This is a genomic window from Ruegeria sp. CE9, assembly GCF_056537425.1.
On record NZ_JBQFRO010000069.1, the window covers coordinates 1 to 1,348 of the forward strand.

Consider the following 1,348-nt stretch of genomic DNA (forward strand, 5'->3'; position numbering starts at 1 on the left):
GCAGCGATTTAGAGGCTGCACCAGAATTCGAAATCTCAATCTTGCGCACAACGCTATCGGGCTGCAGGCGATGCAGGTCGATATGCAACAACCCATGCTCCATCGTGGCGCCTGTCACCTCCACCCCATCGGCCAAGACAAAGCTGCGCTGAAATTGCCGCCCTGCAATCCCACGATGTAAAAAGATGCGCTCCGCATCCTCATCTGATTGGCGGCCACGGATCACCAATTGGCGATCTTCTTCTGTAATTGAGAGATCTGTTTCGGCAAAGCCTGCCACCGCTAAAGTGATGCGATAAGCCGTGTCGCCGCGTTGTTCGATATTATAGGGGGGGTAACCATCATTCCCAGATTTCACAGTGCGTTCGACCAAACGTTCGAGTTGATCAAAGCCCAACAGAAACGGGTGCGTCCCTAGGGTTAGTTTCGTCATAAGGCACATCCTTTGATAAGCGATCTGTGCAAGCGCCAGCCCCGTAATTCGGCAACTGGATCTGAGGTAAATATGGGGCCTGCCCAGTCCCCCTGCAAGCCCTGTTTGCATCTGGATTACGCAGGCGCGCCATTTCCTTTGCGTGGAGTGCAATGTCACAGTATGGTGCGGCACCACCCCAGATTCAGAAAGACATAAGCGCCCCATGAACGCCCCGACCGAAATGAGCCACGAAGACGTGCTGCGCATCCGCTTGGAGGTGCTCAAGCGCGAGCATCGGGATTTGGACGAGGCGATTGCCGCCCTTGAGACACGGCCAAGCCCTGATCAATTGACGCTGCGCCGTCTGAAAAAGCAGAAGCTGTCCCTCAAAGATGCGATCACCCGCATTGAGGATGAACTCACCCCTGACATCATTGCATAGCGGTTTGATCTCGCTATAGTGCGCCCCTCTCACAAGGCTTATTGCAAAGGATCCTCCCCATGGCGGATATCGAAATTGGCATCATCATGGGCAGCCAGTCTGATTGGCCCACCATGCGCGAAGCCGCCGAAATGCTTGACGCGTTGGGCGTTTCTTACGAAACGAAAATCGTTTCTGCGCATCGCACACCTGATCGGCTGTGGGACTATGGTAAAACCGCCGCAAGCCGTGGCTTGAAGGTGATTATCGCAGGCGCAGGTGGGGCCGCGCATTTGCCGGGTATGATGGCGTCAAAGACGCGGGTGCCCGTCATCGGCGTGCCCGTGCAAACCAAGGCCTTGTCTGGGGTTGATTCGCTTTATTCGATTTTGCAAATGCCGCGCGGATTTCCTGTCGCGACCATGGCGATTGGCGCTGCGGGGGCGGCCAATGCTGGGCTGATGGCGGCGGCCATTTTGGCCGTGCATGACGCAGATCTTGCCGCGCGTCTG

3 protein-coding genes are annotated in these 1,348 nt (G+C 56.2%); 2 read left to right on the top strand and 1 reads right to left on the bottom strand.

Annotated features, from left to right (window positions below):
- Window positions 1-433 (bottom strand): Hsp20 family protein (locus tag ACR0B3_RS24045; protein ID WP_480811243.1); only part of this gene is annotated, 433 nt, incomplete at its 3' end.
- A gap of 205 nt (window positions 434-638) precedes the next feature.
- Between ACR0B3_RS24045 and ACR0B3_RS24050 the strand changes: the two genes are divergently transcribed.
- Both ACR0B3_RS24050 and purE read left to right on the top strand, forming a co-directional pair.
- On the top strand, window positions 639-857 hold the full coding sequence (locus ACR0B3_RS24050) for a YdcH family protein (protein WP_317656269.1): 219 nt from the start codon (window positions 639-641) through the stop codon (window positions 855-857).
- 59 nt (window positions 858-916) lie between these two features.
- Window positions 917-1,348 (top strand): 5-(carboxyamino)imidazole ribonucleotide mutase (purE, locus tag ACR0B3_RS24055; protein WP_480811244.1); only part of this gene is annotated, 432 nt, incomplete at its 3' end.